This is a genomic window from Streptomyces aureoversilis, from assembly GCF_042657885.1.
Taxonomy (GTDB): Bacteria; Actinomycetota; Actinomycetes; order Streptomycetales; family Streptomycetaceae; genus Streptomyces; species Streptomyces aureoversilis.
The window spans coordinates 151,204-166,036 of the sequence record NZ_JBHSKJ010000007.1; the positions used below are offsets into that span (position 1 = coordinate 151,204).

Sequence of the window (14,833 nt, forward strand, 5' to 3'; positions counted from 1 at the left end):
TCGGTCGTGCGGCGGCGCCGGGCCGGCGTCAGCCCAGCTGGGACTGGACCTCCGAGGAGATCAGCTCCAGGTGGTCGAGGTCGTCCAGGTCCAGGATCTGGAAGTAGACCCGGGAGGAGCCGACGGCCGCATAGCGGCCGATCTTGTCGACGACCTCGGCGGGCGAACCGGCCAGGCCGTTCTCCTTGAGCTCGGCCACATCGCGCCCGATGACCGCCGCACGGCGCGCGACCTCCGCGTCGTCCTTGCCGATGCAGGCGACGAGCACGTTGGAGTAGACGAGCTCGTCGCCCTTGCGGCCGGCTTCCTCCGCGGCCGCCCGCACCCTGCCGAACTGCCGCTCGCTGTCCTCGACCGAGGCGAAGGGGATGTTGAACTCGTCGGCGTACTTCGCGGCGAGCCGCGGCGTGCGCTTCGCACCGTGGCCGCCGATCAGCACGGGCACCTTCCGCTGCGCGGGCTTGGGCAGCGCGGGGCAGTCGGTGAGCTGGTAGTAGGCGCCGTCGAAGTCGAAGGTCCGCCCGGCCTCCGTCCCCCACAGGCCCGTCACGATCGCGAGCTGCTCCTCCAGGCGCCCGAACTTCTCCTTGGGGAAGGGGATGCCGTACGCCTTGTGCTCCTCCTCGAACCAGCCAGCGCCCAGGCCGAGCTCCACCCGCCCGCCCGACATCTGGTCCACCTGCGCCACCTGGATGGCCAGCACGCCGGGCAGCCGGAACGTGCCCGCGGTCATCAGGGTGCCGAGCCGGATGCGGCGCGTCTCACGGGCGAGCCCCGCCAGGGTGATCCAGGCATCCGTCGGCCCGGGCAGGCCGTCCGCGGAGCCCATGGCCAGGTAGTGGTCGGAACGGAAGAAGGCATCGAAGCCGAGGTCCTCGGTGGCCTTGGCGACCGTCAGCAGGGTGTCATAGCTCGCCCCTTGCTGGGGCTCGGTGAAGATTCGCAGATCCATGCCTCCCATCCTGCACTGCCGCACGCGCGTCAACCGACCGTGCCCTGCCCCGGTCCACCCACCCCGGTCGGGTGAAATTCCGCCGCCCCCGCCGGACGGGTGAGCCCCGGCCAGTGTCCGCCGCGGCCGGTGGTCGTTGGCTCGGGCGGAGCCGGACCGCCCGGCCCGCGCACCGGTGTGCTCTGCCGGAGGCGACGACCGCAACACCGCTCTCCCGCACCGGGAGGGCCGGGGCCGAGGAGGCCGCGATGACCCAGGAAGCCGTGCCCGACGAAACGGTGCCCGCCCAGCCCGCCGCCCGGCAGCCCGGCGCGCCCAAGGGCCTGCTGCAGCAGATGGAGGAGCTGATGGCCGCGCTCAACGCCGATCTGTCGCAGCTCGACGCCGATCTGCAGCCGCGCGACGGACGCCCGGCGTCCGTCGACGGAGGGGATGCCCGCTGACCGCCCGCGCCTCACGCGGCACCACCCTCCCGCTCGCGCGACGCGAGCCGTCTCTGTAACCAGCGGACTCTGTCGCTCGTCTCGTCGGCGGCGTCGATCGCCTCTATGCACTGCCAGTACATGGCGTCCTCGCCGGAGGAGCAGGCGACGCCCACCAGGGCGATGCCCACTTCGCCGAGGAGCCCGCAGAGCCCCGCCAACGCGCCCCAGGGGTCGCGCACTTCGGTGAGCTGCCCGGCCCGTATCGCTCCGGCGCGCAGCGTGTGACGCAGCGCGCCGGACGCACGGGCGCCGGCCTCGCTCAGACTTCCCGCGGCGGCGCGGGCCTCGAAGGGCCCGTGCACCGCGAGGTGCCCCCCGACCGCTCCCGCCAGCGCCTGCGTCTGCCACGCCTCCGTGACGATGTCGTGGACGGCCCTGGCCTGCGCCAGGGCCGTCCGGGTGGCTCCGATGAGCCGCACTGCATCCATGGCCTGAATCCCCATCTTCCCGACTGCGCCCTCGACTGCGCTTCCGACTGCGCCGTGCCCACACCTGCTCACTACCCAGAGTGATGACTAACCGCCGGAAACGCCAGGGGAATTCAGAAATCTGTGGATACCAGATGGGGTGTGGATAACTCAATCACTCCGGAGAGTGACGATCTGGTGTATCCGGCAGCGGGAACCGCTTCTCGTTGCGCTCGATCTTCGCGGAGAGAGCCGCCGCCGGGTCGATGCCCAGCGTCTGGCAGAACTGCAGGAGATACGCCAGGACGTCCGCGACCTCGTCCTCGACCCGTGCGGCGGTCCCCGGACTGTCCATCACCTGCGCCGATTCCTCCGGCGTCAACCACTGGAAGATCTCGACGAGTTCGGCCGCCTCGACGCTCAGGGCCGCGACGAGGTTCTTGGGCGTGTGGTAGGGAAGCCAGCGGCGCGCCGCCGCGAAGTCGGCCAGGCGGCGCTGCAGCACCCGCAGCTCGCCCTCTCCGCCGCCGCGTCCCTCTTCTCGGTGTTCAGGATTCACCCCCAAGATCTACCACCGAGATCCCCGCCAGGGCCGGATCCGCTGCGGGATCCGTGCCCCCTTGCACCGCCGCCACCAGCCGGACGTGCCCCCGCTCCCCCATCCGCACCGCCAGGGCGAGCAGCTCGCGCGCCTGCCGCGCGTCCAGGCAGCGGTCGAAGCCGTCCGCCAGGACGGTGAGGGTCTGCCGCGCCTGCAGCACCTCGGCGGCCGGGTCCATGTCCAGCACCCCCGGGCCGGTCATCAGCACGAGGCAGAGGGCCAGGTAGCGCAACTCGCCGTCCCCCAGCCGCTCCAGGGGCGTCGCCGGCCCGGACCGCCGCTCCAGCAGGGCCCGTACGAGGCCGTCGCCCAGCTCCCGTACCGCCAGTTCGTCCACGGGCACCCGGCATCCCGCGCCCACCGCCGCCACGAGCGCCGCGTGGCGGGTCGCGCACTCGTGGCGCGTACGGCCGAGGACCGCGGCGGCGTTGTCGCAGGAGCCGCGCAGCAGACCGTCGCCCGCCGCGACGGGCATCCGCATGAACTCGGGGCGGGGGTCGCAGGCGAAGACGGAGCGCAGCGCCACGACGGCCTGCTCTGCGGCGTCGAGGACCAGGCGCTGCCCGGCGGTCTTGCCCGCGACGCGCAGGGGCAGCAGGGCGGTCCCGAGCCGGTCGTCCGGCAGGGGTGCGCGGGTGACGGGAACGGCGCCGGCCGTGTGCCAGGCGGCTTCCACGGCGCGGCGGCCGGGGTCGCGCAGGGCCGTGGAGAGCAGGGTGCGGCCGGCGGCCGTCATCCGTTCGCCCACGATGCGCAGCTCGGGTTCGGCCTGGACGGCGACGTCGAGGCGGACGGGGCCCAGGGGCCCTCCGACGGTGCAGCCGATGCGGAAGCCGCGCCGGCCCTGCGCGTCGGGGCGGGCCTGTTGCGGGACGCAGGCCGCGGGGCCGCCGTCGACGACGGCGAGGGCTTCCTCCAGGGTGTCGCCTCCGGCGAGCCGCGCGAGGGCCTCGTAGGCCTGGAGGGCACTGGATTTGCCGCTGCCGCTCGGGCCCCGGAAGAGGGTGAGCGGGCCGAGCGCGAAGACGGCGTTGCGGTGGGACTTGAAGGCGGAGAGCCGTAACTCGGTCACCGCGGGGCGCTGCCCGCCGGGAGGAACGGGGGCAGGAGTGGGAGAGACGGAAGCAACAGAAGGAGCGGAAGCAACGGCAGCGACGGAAGCGACGGCGGGAAGAGCGTCCGGTCGGGCACAGCGTGTGTCCATGCCCGGACCGTATGTGACAGATATTCAGCCAAACCGTTTCGGCTGATCACTTTTCCTACGATCGGGGTATCCCGACGCCACCTCCGTCCCTTCCGGGGCCAGCAGGAAGACGTTCGTGTCGACCCGGTGCATGCCGCTGCCCAGGCCGAAGACGACGCCGCTGGAGAAGTCGAGGATGCGCTTGGCGACATCCGTGTCGGCGCTGGTGAGGTCCAGCAGGACCGGCACCCGGGCCATCAGGTGCTCGGCGACCTCGCGGGCGTCCGCGAAGACCTGGACCCGCAGCACGACCATGCGCCGCTGGTTCGGATCGGGCTGCTGCTCGTCCTCGGGCAGAGCCCTGTGGTTGGGCCAAGACGGCCATGCGTGGTGACCTCGGAGCGGGACGACCTCGGCCAGACCCTCCCACTGCTCGTCGGTGGCCTCGGACCTGTTCACCGGCTCACCCCTCCGGGGAACGTGCTCGCTATATGCATCCCACAATCCTAGGGACAATCGTCACCCGTCGGGACCAATGACACGCCTGAGCGCCGGACGGGCCGTCACGGCCCGTCCGGCGCACCCTCATGGGGCAGGCGGGTCGGCCCGGTCAGCCGGTCAGCCCTTGTAGACGCTGAAGCGCTTCGTCAGCGCCCGGATGCCGGCGTCCTCGCCGACGACGCCCACCGCGCAGATGCCGAGCTCCCCGGAGGAGGCTCCTTCGACCATGGCCCGGTAGTCGTCGAAGCTGTTGCTGAGCGCCTGGCCGCGGGTGGTGAACACCACCGGGGCGAGCCCCTCCGCCCGCGCGGCCTCGGCCAGTTGGAGGAGGTGACCGGTGCGGCCCGAGAGGACGACGGTGTTGAAGCGGATGCCGGCGTGGTGCACCCCGTCGCCGTCCCGCACGTCGTCCGCGTAGATCCTGGCGTCGATACGGGCCAGCTGGCCCATCACGATGGCGGTCGCGTTGGCGACGGCGCCCGCTTCCAGGGACTTGTCGACGGCGATCACCGTACGGAGGAGTTCTGACATCCGGTTATTTTCTCCGCTCGAAGACGACGAAGCTCATGGGGGTGCCCGCGGAGAGCACCTCGATGACCTTCAGCCCGTAGTGCTCCGCACACGTGGCGTTGGTGATGGCGGCGGCACGGCCGCCTTGGGCCAGGGCGGCCTTGCAGGCGGCGCTGTTCGAGGTGGCGTGGAAGGACTCCCCGGTCCGGCCGCTCACGCGCGACTCGAAGAGCTTCCTGGTCGCCGGGTGGTAGTGGACGACGTCGAACCGCTCCAGGTCCGCGTCCTGCGGCGGGGCGGCGAAGACCATGTCCGGCAGCGGGCCGACGAACGCCTCCACGGCCCGCAGTTCGGGGTCGAAGAAGAACGTGCGGATCTCCGGGTAGGCGCCGGCCACGAGCAGCGCGTCGTTCCGGCCGTCCTTCACCGACGCGGCGGCCTCCTCGAAGGAGGGGTAGCCGAGCAGCCGGCTCGCCTTGCCCGTCGCCGCCCAGCGCGTGCCCACGGTGACGCTGCAGGTGAGCCCCGCCGGGTCGTCGGCGAGCGTGGCCACCGAGGCGTAGCGGGTGGCCGTGTCGATGTAGGCGCTGAAAGAAGCCGCCGCCACTATTTCGTCGACGTCTGCGCCTGCATTCACGGCTGCATTCAGGTCCAAAGTCTGCGTGGTCACGGCGTGTACTCCTCGGGGACGTCGTTCGGGTGAACCGTCAGGTGGACCTTCGGGTGAACCGGCGGACGGAACCGGTGGTCATCCCTCGAGTTCATAGAATCCCGCCCCGTCCAGATATCGGATCGTTCCCATGTCGCGCTGCACTACTTCTTCCGCCTCGTGCATCAGATTGATGATGACGGGGTATGTGGTGTCGTCCACGGTCGGCACAATCTCCTCCCCCGGCCGGACCAGCTCCCACATTTCGCGGAAGCTCTCCAGTGAACGGATTTCCTCGACGTTCCGGTACTTCTTGAGCCGGCCGGCGGCCGGTGAGATCAGCGCCACCCAGGCGAAGTACCGGTCGATCTCGTACGGCTCCCCCCGGCGCGCCAGGAAGCGCTTGGGCCGTACGTAGGCGTCGACGGCCCAGTCGAGCTGGGACTCGCCCGCCGCCAGCCGCGCGTAGTGCGGCAGGTCGCCGCCGGACAGCCGCGCGCCGGCCTCGATGAGGCACGGGCCGTCCGGAGTCATCTTGAGTTCCACGTGGGCCGGACCGTGCCGGATGCCCAGCGCGTCGAGCACCCCGAAGGCGTACTCGACCAGCTGGTCCTGCACCTCGCCGCGGCGCGGCACGATGTAGCAGGCGCCCGACAGGTCGCGGATGCCGTTGACGCTGAAGCGTGAGCTGCGCCAGATCTCGGCGGCGTGATGGGCGCCGTCCAGGCTCGCCGTGTTGACGATGTACTCGGTGCCGACCAGGTACTCCTGGGCCAGCACGGCGGTGTTGGGCCGCGAGAAGATGTCGTCCGCGCCGACGATGCGGCGGAACGCCGCCGCCGACTGCTCGGGGGTGTCGCAGAACGCGACCCCGTCGCCGCCCGCGCTGGAGAGCGGCTTGACGACGATCCGGCCGCCGAGCTTGCGGTGCCAGTCCACGAGCTCCTGCTCGCTCTCCGCCCGCAGCTGCTCCGCCGTGCGCAGGCCCGCCCGGCGTACGGTCTCCGCCATCTCGGCCTTGTCCCGGCGGGCCCGGCTGAGGGCGGTCCCGTTGGTGGGCAGGCCGAGGGCCTCGCTCAGCACGTCGGCGAACGCCACGCCGTACTCGCCGCCGGGCACCACGGCCACCGGGTCGTACGCGCGCAGTTCCGCGACCGTCCGGGCGAGGTCGCCGTCGTGCACGAGGTTGGCGACGTAGTTCTCCAGCGCGGGGCGCGAGGACGCGTAGACGGCGGGCGGATTCGCGGAACTCTGGACGCGCACGCACGAATATCCGGCACGGATGAAAGCCGGGGCGATGTGACGGGCCGTCTGCGGAACTCCGTGCTCGGCAGTCTCGTAACTGTCGACCAGAATCACGTTCCGCTGCCGGCGCACATCCTGGTGGGTGCCCAAGGAATCCTCCCGTACCGATCTCCGTGCATTCGCACCTGTATTCACCAATCCTTGATCGACTTTCCGGAATCAGTCAACGGTGTCGGACGTCACAAGGAAGGTGCTTCTTTTGTTTTCGGGCAGGCGCGTTCCGGCCTGCGGCAAATAATGCGGGCAGCAGGCCGGAACAAGGAGAAGGGAAAAGGATTCCCCGGAAATGCGGGCCTGCTACAGGCCCTGTGACTCCTTACGGAAACGCTCGGCGACGTAAAGGAACCGGTCGTTCGCGGCGGGCTCCCCCAGGCTGACGCGCGCGCCCTCGCCGCTGAAGGCCCGCACCAGGATCCCCTCCTGCTCGCACAGGGCGGCGAAGCCGTCCGTGTGCTCCCCCGTGCGCAGCCAGACGAAGTTGGCGTGCGACGGCTCCGGAGTCCAGCCCTGTTCCGTCAACGCCGCGCCGACCCGCTGCCGTTCGGCGGTGAGGAGCGCCACGCGCTCCCTCATCCCGGCCTCGGCCCGCAGCGACGCGACGGCCGCATCCTGCGCGAACTGCGTCACGCCGAAGGGGATGGCCGTCTTCCGCAGGGCGGCGGCCACGGGTTCGTGCGCGACGGCGAAGCCCACGCGCATGCCGGCCAGGCCGTACGCCTTGGAGAAGGTGCGCAGGACGCAGACGTTGGGACGTTCGCGGTAGACCTCGATGCCGTCCGGGAAGTCCTCGTCCGCGACGAACTCGATGTACGCCTCGTCCAGGACGACGAGGACGTCGGAGGGCACCCGGTCGAGGAAGCGCTCCAGTTCCGCCCGGCGCACTATGGTGCCGGTCGGGTTGTTGGGGTTGCAGACGAAGACGAGGCGGGTGCGCCCGGTGATGGCCGCGGCCATGGCGTCGAGGTCGTGCACCTCGCCCGCGGCCAGCGGCACCTCCACGGGGCGTGCGCCCACGATGTGGGTGAGGACGGGGTACGCCTCGAAGGACCGCCAGGCGTAGAGGACTTCGTCGCCGGGCTGCGCGGTGATCTGGAGCAGCTGCTGGGTGACGCCGACCGAGCCGGTGCCGGTCGCGATGTGCGCCTCCGGCACGTCGAAGCGCGCGGCGAGCTCGCGCGTCAGCTCCCCGCACCACAGGTCCGGATAGCGGTTGATCCCCTGCGCGCCGGCCACGGCGCGCTCGATCACGCCGGGCAGCGGCGGATACGGATTCTCGTTCGCGGACAGCTTGTACACCGGCTGCGCCGCGGCAACTCCCGCAGGAACTCCCCCAGAGCTCCGCGGCCTGCTCGCCGGCACCCCCTCCAGCGCCGCCCGCAGCTTGGGCCCTGACTCCCCCACGTGCTTCCCCCTCCTTGGACACGACGCGGTCCCGGCCGCCCCTCGCCCGGCACGAGGCACAGGACGGGGCCGTGGCCGAAGGACCGCACGACCAAGATCAAGATTACGTGAACACGGAGGGTGACCGAGGCCCGGGCGACCCCCGGGTGTCGCAAAGAAACGTAAAGATCCGCAGGTCAGCGAATAGGCTGGGGTTTGCGGGTGAAAACCGCGCCGCCGGAAGCCTCCGGTCCGCGGGCCCGCGGCGACCTCCTAGCGCCGCTTCAGCCGCCCCCGTACGGCCTTCAGGAGCTCCACCCGCCCGACGCGCAGGGTCAGCGCGTCCCGCCCCGGCAGCGGCTTCGCGTACCAGGGCATACCGAGCCGCTGCCAGCGCGCCGGCTTCAGCGACGCCTGCGGCGGCACGGGGACGGACCACTCCTTGCCGGCCACGGCGAGGCGGAGCGTCAGCTCCCACTCTCCGGCGGTCGTACAGGGCACCTGCACCGTGAACGTGCCGTCGGAGGCCGAGGGTTCGACCGGAACCGTCTGCTCGGCGCCCTTCGGACCCTTGGCGCGGACCGTCAGCGCGCCTCCGGGCCAGCTCTCCAGCGTGCAGCGCCCGCTCACCGCGAGGGTGGCGGGGCCGGCGCCGGCCGCCCACGCCGCGCCGGTGACGCGCAGGCGCGGCAGCACGCGGTGGCGGGTCTCGCCGACGTCCAGCGTGAGGTTGCCGTAGGGCTTGGTGGTGAAGAGGGCGACCGCCGTGCCCGCGTCCGTGACGAGTGTCGTCGTCGCGGTCGTCACGGACTCCGCGCGGCTGCTGCCGAGGCGGGCGTTCTTGACGATGCCCTGGGCGCCCACGGCGAGCGAGATGTCCCACATGCCGGCCGTCAGCGACGCGAGGTCGATCGTCGCGTCGTACCCGGCGACGTCGTAGTCGTGCAGGCCACCGTCCTCCTCGGCCCCCAGGCCCGGGGTGGCGGTGTGATGAACGGGGAGGCGGTGCTCCGTGTCCGTGCCGCGCTTGCGGAGGACGAGCTCGGTGGTGACGTCGCGCGTGGCTATGCGGTGGATGTACGCGTGCCCCGTGAGGCGCAGCCCGGCGGCGTTGATCTCCGCGGAGTCGACGCGGTGGCGGGCGCGCAGCTCGTCCGTGATGTCGTAGCAGTCGTCGGGGATGTTGAGCGTGGAGTCGCGGAAGTAGGGGTGGAGCGCGTAGGCGCGGCCGCCCTCGACCAGGAGGTCCGGGAGTGCGGTGGCGGTGGCGGCGAGGGTGGTGATGCCGTAGCTGGCGGCGCCCCGGTCGAGCTCCCAGCGGACGAGGGTGAGGAGCTCGTCGAGGAGCCTGTGGCGGATGAGGTGGCAGCGCAGGCGGACCACGGCGGGCAGGCGCGCGGCCAGGCCCTCGCTCCAGTGCAGCGCGACCAGGTCGGACAGCTCGTGCAGCAGCTTGTCCTGGACGTCCCGCTGCGGCTCGCGGCTCAGCTGGAGGACGGCGTCGCGCAGTTCGACGGCGAAGTGCCGGTGCATCAGCGTGTCGCGTTCGGGGCCGGCCGGCACGTGCTCGGCGACGAGGCCCGCCATCATCCGGAAGAGGTCTATTCGCATCCGCGCGCCGTGCTCCTGCGCGGTGATGTTGTTGCCGTCCTCGCGCGCGACCCAGTAGAGGCAGTCGTAGTCGGCGACGACGGATATCGCGGCGGCCTGGAGGTAGGCGGTGGCGACGAACGGCTGGTCCTCACCGATCGACAGCCCGGTGTCGAAGCGCAGCCCGAGCCGGTCTATCAGCTCGCGGCGGAACAGCTTCATGGGGTTGAGCGTCCAGTAGACCCGGGAGGTGAAAACATCGGTTCTGGGCTGGTTCCGCCGGAACATCGACTGAGGCGCCCGGCGCCCGCCCTCTCCCACGATCCGCCCGAGCACGACGTCGGACCCGTTCTCGTCCGCCGCCGCGACCATGCGCTCCAGGGCCTCCGGCCCGATCCGGTCGTCCGCGTCGAGGAAGTACACGTAGCGCCCGGTGGCCTGCTCGAGCCCAAGGTTCCGCGGCCCCGCGGGCCCCCCGGAGTTCGGCTGATGAACGACCCGCATCCCCGGCCCCGCCTGCTCCGCGAGCCGGTCCAGCTCGGCAGCCGTACCGTCCGTGGACCCGTCATCGACGACGATCAACTCGATCCGGTCGGCGCCGAGCGACTGCTCCAGAACGGAACCGACGCTGCCGGTCACGTACGGCATGGCGTTGTACGCGGCGATGATGACCGTGACGTCGGGCCGGGGCCGGGACATGGCGGAGTGCTCCGTTCCTGCAGTACAAGGTGTCGTTTCAGGGTATAGGAGACATCGAAACGGTGTTCGTTGAAGCGTGCCGAAGGCGGGGGATCGCCGAAGGGGCCCGGCACGGACACGAGGCGCAAGGACGCCGATGAGTGACGGCCCCGGCCATCAGGAACCGGGGCGGGCTCCGCCGCCTCGGTGGAAGGCGAGGTACGAGCAGAGGGCGAGGAACTCCCGCTGGTACTTCGTGGAGCCCAGGAGCTCGACGGCGGGTCCTGCCTCGCGCAGCCGGCGCTCGGCCCCGCGCAGGTTCCGCGGAGCCGTCCGCAAGTACAGCCAGGACACGGCCAGGCGCAACCGGAGCCAGAGCTTCAGGTCGCCGCCGGCACAGGTGAGTTCGGACATCGCCTGTTCGAGGAGCAGGACGGCCTCGGCGTGCCGCTCCTGGCGGACGCGCACCGTGCTCGCCGTCCACAGGGCCTCGACCCTCAGGCGGGCCGGCAGTTCCGCCACGAGGGCGAGGAACTCGTCCGTGTGCGCGGCGGCTTCGGCGAGCCGTCCGGCGTCGGCCTCCAGGGGAACGAGCACCAGGAGTGCACGGGCCGTGTCCAACTGGGGCATCGCCCGCTCGGCGGTGACGGCGTGGGCCCTGCCGGCGGCATCCAGCGCCTCCCCGTTCCGGCCGCACGCCTGCAGGTACCGCGCGAGCTGGACGCGGGCGCGGACCTCCAGGCGGGGGTTGCCGATCTCGGCGCCGAGTGCGATCAGGGCCCGCAGGGTCTGCTCCTCCTGCTCCCCGTCGCCCTGCGTGCGGTAGGCCTCGGCGAGGACCCACAGCGCCTGCCAGCGCACGGCCGGGTCCATCTCGGCGGGCCGCTCCAGGCTTTCGAGCAGCAGCGGCACGACGTCCGCGTCCTCGGCGACGCTGCCCGAGAGCACCACGGCGAGCCGCTGCGCCGCTTCGTCGGGGTACTCCTGCCGGAAGACCTCGGCGGGGACGCCGAGCTTGTCGCAGAGGTAGGTGAGGGCCCGCTCCGTCGGCGGACGGTTGCCCGATTCGAGGCGCGAGAGGTACGCGGGCGACATGCCCGGGCCGGCGAGCTCCGCCTGCATCATGCCGCGCGCCTGTCTGATCTCCCTCAACCGGGCGCCGAATCCCGGCTGTTCCGGGAGATACCTAGCTCGCTGTCGCATGGCCGTCATGGTGCCACTGCCGGGCAGTCGCCCTCCTTCGCGTCACTGTTCCGCGGCCGATGCGCACGGGCGCCGACGCCGGCCGAGCCGTGAGGGAACCTACTCGATCCGTACGCCGGCAACCACCCCGGCCAACGCTTGACAAACCTGGCAATTGATCTTTGGGTGAGGGCCGACAGGGGAGGCGTGGGGCGCTGCCGCACGTGAGCGAAGGGGGGCCTGCGTTGTCGAAGACGCACGCAGGGGCGGAGAATCTGTCGGTGATGCCGGGGCCAGGACTGCGGTCCCTGCCGTACCCGGTGAGCAGGGTCCCGGTGGACTCCCTGCGCAGCGGGGACTCGCCGCGGCTCGGCGGCATCGACCAGGAGCACGTCGAGGCTCTCGCCCAGTCCCCCCGGGAGTTCACCCCGATCCTGGTGCACCGCGGCACGCGCCAAGTCGTCGACGGGATGCACCGGTTGAGGGCGGCGGTGCTGCGCGGCGAGCGCGAGATCGCGGTCCGCTACGTGGACGGGCCGGCCGACGAGGTGTTCGTCCGGGCCGTCGCGGCGAACATCGACCACGGCCTGCCACTGACCCTGAAGGACCGCAAGGCGGCGGCCGAGCGGATCCTGCGTACGCATCCCGCCTGGTCGGACCGGGCGATCGCCCGGATCACGGACCTGTCGCCGAAGACCGTGGGCGCGGCCCGCAGGCGTTCGTGCGAGGAAATTCCTCAGCCGAACGCCCGGGTGGGCCAGGACGGCCGGGCCCGGCCGCTCGACCCGGCCCGGCGCCGGGAGGCCGCCCGGGCCCTGCTGGCCGCGCACCCCGGGGTCCCGCTGCGCGAGGTGGCGGCCCACGCGGGGATCTCCGTCAGCACCGCCCATGACGTGCACCGGCGCATGCAGTGCGGCGAGCCCGAGTCGGCCGCGGCCCGCCGGGCCGCCACCCCGGCCGGACCCGCGGCCGGGCCGCACGACGTGCGCCGCAGCCGGGCGACGGTGCTGCGGAGGCTGGTCAACGACCCTTCGCTCAAGCTCACCGAGTCGGGGCGCGCGCTGCTGCGCTGGCTGAGCACGCAGGCCCTGGACATCGAAGCCGGCGAGCAGCTGCTCGCCGCCGTGCCGCCGCACTGCGCGGTCACCGTCGCCGACCTGGCCCGGTCCTACGCGCAGGAGTGGGAGCGGTTCGCCCGGGAGCTCGGCCGTACGCAGGAGTCGGCGGGCGCCTGGCGCGCCGGGTAGCAGGGGCCGCGGGCGGCAGGGACCGGGGCACCGGGCACCGGGCCGGCTCAGCCGCCGAAGCGCGGTTCGCGTTCGGCCTCGATGAGGACCCGGCGGAGCAGGTCCACCAAGAGCTCCCGCTCGGCCGGGTCGAGGGCCTGCAGGATGCGGTGCTCCTCGCGCCCCTCGGTCTCCAGGGCGGACTGCCAGGCGGTCCGCCCCGGGCCGGTGAGCTCGACCGTCACCTTGCGCCGGTCCGCCACGGACGCCTCGCGACGGACGAAGCCGCGCCGCTCCAGGCCGTCGAGACGGCTGGTCATCGCGGACGGGGAGAGCTTGATCGCGGCCGCGAGCTCCGACGGCGTGGCCCGGCCGCCGCGGCCGGCGAGGGCGTGCAGCGTCAGGTACTCGAAGCTCTGCAGGCCGTGCTCGGCGAGGGCGGCCTCCTTGGCCCGGCCCAGGTGCCTGACGAGCACCGACATCCGGGTCACCGCGCCTTCCACCACCGGATCGAGGGTCGGCAGGATCTCCTGCCAGCGGGTGACGTGTTCGTCCACGGAGTCGCGCTCAGCCATGGACACATTTTACTTCGCCGCCATAAAGTGCGTTGTCAAATATTGCGACGTCGAATTAATCTCGCCGGATGACCCATCCCCTGCGGCTACGCAACTTCCGGCTGCTCTTCATCAGCCGGACCATGTCCACGCTCAGCGACGCCCTGGTGCCGACCGCGCTGAGCCTGGCCATCGTCCAGGTCACCGGCTCGGCCACGCTGCTGGCCGTCGTCCTGGGCTGCGCCCTCGGCACCCGGCTCGTGCTGCTGCCGGTGGCCGGTGCGGTCGCCGACCGGTTCAACACCCGCCTGGTCGCCCTCGTCGCGGACCTCACGCGGATGGTCACCCAGGCCGTGGTGGCCGTGGAACTGCTCGGCGACGACCCCAGCGTCACGCACATCGCGATCGCCCAGGCCGTGGCGGGAGCGGCGTCGGCGGTCGGCCTGTCCAACCTCTCACCCCTGGTCACCAAGATCGTGCCCGCCGCCGGGGAGCAGCGGATCAAGGCCAATTCCCTGATGAGCGTGGCCAAGAGCGTCTCCCTGCTGGCCGGTCCCGCCCTGGCCGGAACCCTGATCTTCGCGGTCGGCTACGGCTGGGTCTTCGTGGTCGACGCGACCGCCTTCGGCATCAGCGCCGCCCTGATGCTGACGGTCCGCCTGACCGAGGCCGCCCCCGCCCCCCGGGCGCGCACCTCGATCCGGGCCGACCTCACCGAGGGGTTCGCCGAGGTGCGGGCCAGGGACTGGTACTGGACCAGCCTGATCGCGCACGCCGTGTGGAACTTCGTCGCCAACATCCTGCTCACGCTCGGCCCGCTCATCGCCGTGAAGCGCCTCGGCGGCGAAGGCGCCTGGGTCGCGGTGACCCAGGCGGGCGGCATCGGTCTCCTCGCCGGCTCGCTCCTGTCGGGCTGGGCCCGCCCGAAGCGGCCCGTGCTCGTCGGCAACATCGCCCTCGCCAGCTACGCGCTGCCGCTCGCCCTGTTCGCCGCCGGTGCCCCGGTGCCGTTGCTGGTGGCCGGCTACGGCGTCGCCCTCGCCGCGCTCGGCTTCCTCAACCCCACCTGGGACACCACCGTCCAGACGGTCATCCCGCAGGGCGTGCTCGCCCGGGTCAGCTCCTACGACTGGCTGGTGTCGCTGGCCGCGCAGCCGCTCGGCGTGGTCCTCGCTCCGGTCGCGCTGTCCCTGTGGGGCGAGCGGGTGCCCTTCGCGGCCGCCGCGGTCCTGGTCGCGGTGGTCTGCGTGGGCACGGCCGCGGTCCCCGGGGTGCGGAACCTGCGCCTGGACCGCGAGGCCCCGGCCCGCTCCGGGCCCGCGGCGCAGGAAGCCGGCGCTGCGGCGGGCTCCGGCGGGGCGGGCGGGGACGGCGGCGAAGGCGCCCGGGAGAGCGGGGAGGGCACCAAGGCGCCCGTCTGAGCCGCGAGGCGCCCTAACTCCCGTTCGGCGGGGATTCCTTGACGGGAAAATGCGTACCTCGGAGTATGCATGCACGGTCGGCTCCGGCACTCAGCCGCGCGGTCCCGCGCACTGCACGAGCGAGCGCTGTGCGCGAGCCGGCACCGCGCGAGCCCGCCGGGCCGCCATCACCCCTGCATCCTCCGGCTCCGCACGGGCGGAGTCCACGG

15 protein-coding genes are annotated in these 14,833 nt (G+C 72.2%); 3 read left to right on the top strand and 12 right to left on the bottom strand.

Annotation, left to right across the window (positions count from 1 at the left end):
- Positions 1–28: 28 nt before the first annotated feature.
- Positions 29–952, bottom strand: coding sequence for an LLM class F420-dependent oxidoreductase (locus ACFPP6_RS14465; protein ID WP_382041347.1), 924 nt, complete (start codon positions 950–952; stop codon positions 29–31).
- A 248-nt stretch (positions 953–1,200) separates the two neighbouring features.
- Here ACFPP6_RS14465 and ACFPP6_RS14470 point away from each other — a divergent pair, with 248 nt between their 5' ends.
- A complete protein-coding gene (locus tag ACFPP6_RS14470; RefSeq protein WP_058042285.1) occupies positions 1,201–1,395 on the top strand; it encodes a hypothetical protein in 195 nt (64 codons plus the stop codon).
- Positions 1,396–1,406: 11 nt separating this feature from the next.
- Here ACFPP6_RS14470 and ACFPP6_RS14475 read toward each other — a convergent pair whose 3' ends face one another.
- The 10 genes from ACFPP6_RS14475 to ACFPP6_RS14520 all read right to left on the bottom strand — a co-directional run bounded on the left by ACFPP6_RS14475 (position 1,407) and on the right by ACFPP6_RS14520 (position 11,393).
- Positions 1,407–1,865 carry a DUF6099 family protein gene (locus ACFPP6_RS14475; protein ID WP_382041350.1) on the bottom strand — a complete coding sequence of 153 codons (459 nt, stop codon included), beginning with the start codon at positions 1,863–1,865 and terminating at the stop codon, positions 1,407–1,409.
- 154 nt (positions 1,866–2,019) lie between these two features.
- A complete protein-coding gene (locus ACFPP6_RS14480; RefSeq protein ID WP_382041782.1) occupies positions 2,020–2,355 on the bottom strand; it encodes a nucleotide pyrophosphohydrolase in 336 nt (111 codons plus the stop codon).
- Positions 2,356–2,392: 37 nt separating this feature from the next.
- A complete protein-coding gene (locus ACFPP6_RS14485) occupies positions 2,393–3,649 on the bottom strand; it encodes an AAA family ATPase (protein WP_382041352.1) in 1,257 nt (418 codons plus the stop codon).
- Positions 3,650–3,673: 24 nt separating this feature from the next.
- Positions 3,674–4,087 carry a cell division protein SepF gene (locus tag ACFPP6_RS14490; protein WP_382041354.1) on the bottom strand — a complete coding sequence of 138 codons (414 nt, stop codon included), beginning with the start codon at positions 4,085–4,087 and terminating at the stop codon, positions 3,674–3,676.
- A gap of 159 nt (positions 4,088–4,246) precedes the next feature.
- Entirely contained in the window at positions 4,247–4,660 is a 414-nt protein-coding gene (locus ACFPP6_RS14495; RefSeq protein WP_382041356.1) for a DUF2000 family protein, read from the bottom strand.
- A 4-nt stretch (positions 4,661–4,664) separates the two neighbouring features.
- On the bottom strand, positions 4,665–5,276 hold the full coding sequence (locus ACFPP6_RS14500) for a type 2 periplasmic-binding domain-containing protein (protein WP_382041359.1): 612 nt from the start codon (positions 5,274–5,276) through the stop codon (positions 4,665–4,667).
- A gap of 111 nt (positions 5,277–5,387) precedes the next feature.
- A complete protein-coding gene (locus ACFPP6_RS14505) occupies positions 5,388–6,683 on the bottom strand; it encodes an ATP-grasp domain-containing protein (RefSeq protein ID WP_382041361.1) in 1,296 nt (431 codons plus the stop codon).
- 207 nt (positions 6,684–6,890) lie between these two features.
- Positions 6,891–7,994 carry a histidinol-phosphate transaminase gene (gene hisC, locus ACFPP6_RS14510; protein WP_382041364.1) on the bottom strand — a complete coding sequence of 368 codons (1,104 nt, stop codon included), beginning with the start codon at positions 7,992–7,994 and terminating at the stop codon, positions 6,891–6,893.
- Between the two features lie 252 nt (positions 7,995–8,246).
- Positions 8,247–10,262 carry a glycosyltransferase family 2 protein gene (locus tag ACFPP6_RS14515; protein WP_382041366.1) on the bottom strand — a complete coding sequence of 672 codons (2,016 nt, stop codon included), beginning with the start codon at positions 10,260–10,262 and terminating at the stop codon, positions 8,247–8,249.
- A gap of 156 nt (positions 10,263–10,418) precedes the next feature.
- Positions 10,419–11,393, bottom strand: a complete 975-nt coding sequence (locus ACFPP6_RS14520) for a helix-turn-helix domain-containing protein (RefSeq protein WP_382041369.1) — start codon at positions 11,391–11,393, stop codon at positions 10,419–10,421.
- Between the two features lie 275 nt (positions 11,394–11,668).
- Between ACFPP6_RS14520 and ACFPP6_RS14525 the strand changes: the two genes are divergently transcribed.
- Positions 11,669–12,670, top strand: a complete 1,002-nt coding sequence (locus ACFPP6_RS14525; RefSeq protein ID WP_382041371.1) for a ParB/RepB/Spo0J family partition protein — start codon at positions 11,669–11,671, stop codon at positions 12,668–12,670.
- A 47-nt stretch (positions 12,671–12,717) separates the two neighbouring features.
- Here the strand turns inward: ACFPP6_RS14525 and ACFPP6_RS14530 are convergent, their stop codons facing one another.
- Positions 12,718–13,224: a MarR family winged helix-turn-helix transcriptional regulator gene (locus tag ACFPP6_RS14530; RefSeq protein ID WP_382041373.1), complete on the bottom strand. Its 507-nt coding sequence runs from the start codon at positions 13,222–13,224 to the stop codon at positions 12,718–12,720.
- A 68-nt stretch (positions 13,225–13,292) separates the two neighbouring features.
- Between ACFPP6_RS14530 and ACFPP6_RS14535 the strand changes: the two genes are divergently transcribed.
- Entirely contained in the window at positions 13,293–14,624 is a 1,332-nt protein-coding gene (locus ACFPP6_RS14535) for an MFS transporter (protein ID WP_382041376.1), read from the top strand.
- Positions 14,625–14,833: the final 209 nt, after the last annotated feature.

Coding starts and splice junctions, on each gene's coding strand:
- ACFPP6_RS14465 (WP_382041347.1), bottom strand. CDS start 952: ATGGATCTGCGAATCTTCACCGAGCCCCAGCAAGGGGCGAGCTATGAC.
- ACFPP6_RS14470 (WP_058042285.1), top strand. CDS start 1,201: ATGACCCAGGAAGCCGTGCCCGACGAAACGGTGCCCGCCCAGCCCGCC.
- ACFPP6_RS14475 (WP_382041350.1), bottom strand. CDS start 1,865: ATGGATGCAGTGCGGCTCATCGGAGCCACCCGGACGGCCCTGGCGCAG.
- ACFPP6_RS14485 (WP_382041352.1), bottom strand. CDS start 3,649: ATGGACACACGCTGTGCCCGACCGGACGCTCTTCCCGCCGTCGCTTCC.
- ACFPP6_RS14495 (WP_382041356.1), bottom strand. CDS start 4,660: ATGTCAGAACTCCTCCGTACGGTGATCGCCGTCGACAAGTCCCTGGAA.
- ACFPP6_RS14515 (WP_382041366.1), bottom strand. CDS start 10,262: ATGTCCCGGCCCCGGCCCGACGTCACGGTCATCATCGCCGCGTACAAC.
- ACFPP6_RS14530 (WP_382041373.1), bottom strand. CDS start 13,224: ATGGCTGAGCGCGACTCCGTGGACGAACACGTCACCCGCTGGCAGGAG.
- ACFPP6_RS14535 (WP_382041376.1), top strand. CDS start 13,293: ATGACCCATCCCCTGCGGCTACGCAACTTCCGGCTGCTCTTCATCAGC.